Source organism: Carnobacterium sp. (assembly GCF_040274425.1).
Genome location: NZ_JBEMBC010000167.1, coordinates 1 through 1,972, shown reverse-complemented (window position 1 = coordinate 1,972; position 1,972 = coordinate 1). Strand labels below are relative to the sequence as shown.

The 1,972-nt window shown below is 38.2% G+C and carries 3 protein-coding genes; all 3 read left to right on the top strand.

Translation table 11 applies throughout. The features are described 5' to 3' along the window. On the top strand, window positions 1-292 hold a 292-nt coding region (locus ABS911_RS15020), incomplete at its 5' end, for a hydroxyacylglutathione hydrolase C-terminal domain-containing protein (protein ID WP_350468220.1). Window positions 293-354: 62 nt separating this feature from the next. Further along, the gene (locus ABS911_RS15015; protein ID WP_023176526.1) at window positions 355-1,062 is read left to right on the top strand and encodes a DNA alkylation repair protein; all 708 of its coding nucleotides are present in this window, start codon (window positions 355-357) and stop codon (window positions 1,060-1,062) included. A 29-nt stretch (window positions 1,063-1,091) separates the two neighbouring features. Then, on the top strand, window positions 1,092-1,964 hold the full coding sequence (locus ABS911_RS15010) for an alpha/beta fold hydrolase (RefSeq protein ID WP_350468219.1): 873 nt from the start codon (window positions 1,092-1,094) through the stop codon (window positions 1,962-1,964). Window positions 1,965-1,972: the final 8 nt, after the last annotated feature.

Sequence of the window (1,972 nt, the reverse complement as noted above, 5' to 3'; positions counted from 1 at the left end):
AAAAGATTATCAAGCTCAATATGATGCCTTACAGAAATTCAAACAATTAGACGATGAGGTACAAGTATATGCCGCTCATGAATATACGCAAACCAATTTACGTTTTGCACATTCTATGCAGCCATCGAACACAGCCGTTTCTGAAGCCTTAAACCAAGTCAATGAAATGCGCGCAAAAGGAAAACCAACTTTACCTACAACAATTGGTAAAGAGAAAAAAATCAATCTGTTTCTGCAAGCAGAGAAGATGGAGGACTTTAAAGAGTTGCGTGATGCTCGTGATAAGTTTTAGGTATTCTTTCAAATCCTGACACTAAGTTTTTACTAAATTAAGTAAGGAGATACAAAACAATTATGAATTTTGAAACAGTTATGCAGGAGCTTGAAGACTTAAGTAAGCCAAGAATGAAGAAAATATATCTATCCAATGGTGCACAAGAGCCGCTTTTTGGTGTAACCACGGGTGAAATGAAACCTATGTCAAAGAAGATAAAAAAAAATCAACCTTTAGCGGAAGAGCTTTATGCTACAGGTAATTATGATGCTATGTATTTTGCTGGTGTTATTTCGGACCCCAAAATTATGACGGAGTCTGATTTTGATCGCTGGATGGATGCAGCTTATTTCTATATGTTGTCTGATTTTGTTGTAGCTGTAACATTATCTGAATCAGATATTGCACAAGACGTTGCGGATAAATGGATTGCAAGTGGTCAAGAATTGAGAATGTCTGCGGGTTGGAGTTGTTATTGTTGGCTTTTAGGAAATCGTTCAGACAATGAATTTTCTGAAAGTAAAATTTCTGACATGCTTGATCATGTAAAAAAGACGATTCATGATGCGCCAGAACGCACAAAAGCGTCCATGAACAATTTCCTATCCACGGTTGGGATTTCATTTTCTCCTTTACATGAAAAGGCACTCGAGACAGCAATGGAAGTAGGTACAGTAGAAGTCAAACGTGAAAACAAAAAAAACAGTACCTTAAATGCTTATGAGAGTATTCAAAAACAAGTAGAAAAAGGAAGAATCGGCTTTAAACGTAAATATGTAAGGTGTTAAGATTAGCTTCACACAGGAGGTTCTAAGATATGGGAATACAAGAGCATAAGTATATTGAGACGAATGGAATCAAGCTGCATGTTGTTCAACAAGGACCTGAAAATGGACAGTTAGTGATTTTACTGCATGGGTTTCCTGAATTTTGGTATGGTTGGAGCAATCAGATGTCTGAACTGGCAAATAAAGGATTTAGAGTATGGACGCCAGATCAAAGAGGCTATAATCTTAGCGATAAACCTAAAAAAGTAAGTGATTACCGAACGGATCATTTAGCTGCAGATGTTGCTGGTTTAATTAAAGCTTCCGGTAAAGAAAATGTAGTTTTAGTAGGTCATGACTGGGGTGGAATCGTGGCTTGGAGAGTAGCGAGAGAATATCCCGAGTTACTGCGGAAGCTAATTATTCTTAACGCTCCACACGAATTGGCTATGAGTAACAAACTTTTAACACACCCCTTACAAATTCTAAAAAGTTCATATATTGCTTTCTTTCAACTGCGAGGGATACCGGAAAAGACATTTAGTATGTCTAATTGGAAAGCTATAGAGAAGGCATTAGTGAGCAGCAGCCGAAAAGGAACCTTCAGTGAAGAAGAGTTACAGAACTACCGTACTGCATGGTCTCAGCCAGGTGCTATGCGTTCAATGATCAATTGGTACCGTGCTATAATATCCAACTATACTAGTTCGGATGTTCCTTCCCGAGTAACTGTGCCAACTTTCTTGGTTTGGGGAGCTAAAGATCGATTTTTAGGTCCTGAATTGGCCAGCAAAAGTCTCGAATTTTGTGATGATGGTCGAGGAGTATTGCTGGGTGAAGCTACTCACTGGGTACACCATGAAGAGCCTGAACGTGTTAATCAACTGATTCTTGATTTTATTGATCAAGAGCCATTACTCTAATTTTTTTG

Bases quoted from the DNA above. Each gene is read 5' to 3' on its own strand.
- ABS911_RS15015 (WP_023176526.1), top strand. From the start codon at position 355: ATGAATTTTGAAACAGTTATGCAGGAGCTTGAAGACTTAAGTAAGCCA.
- ABS911_RS15010 (WP_350468219.1), top strand. From the start codon at position 1,092: ATGGGAATACAAGAGCATAAGTATATTGAGACGAATGGAATCAAGCTG.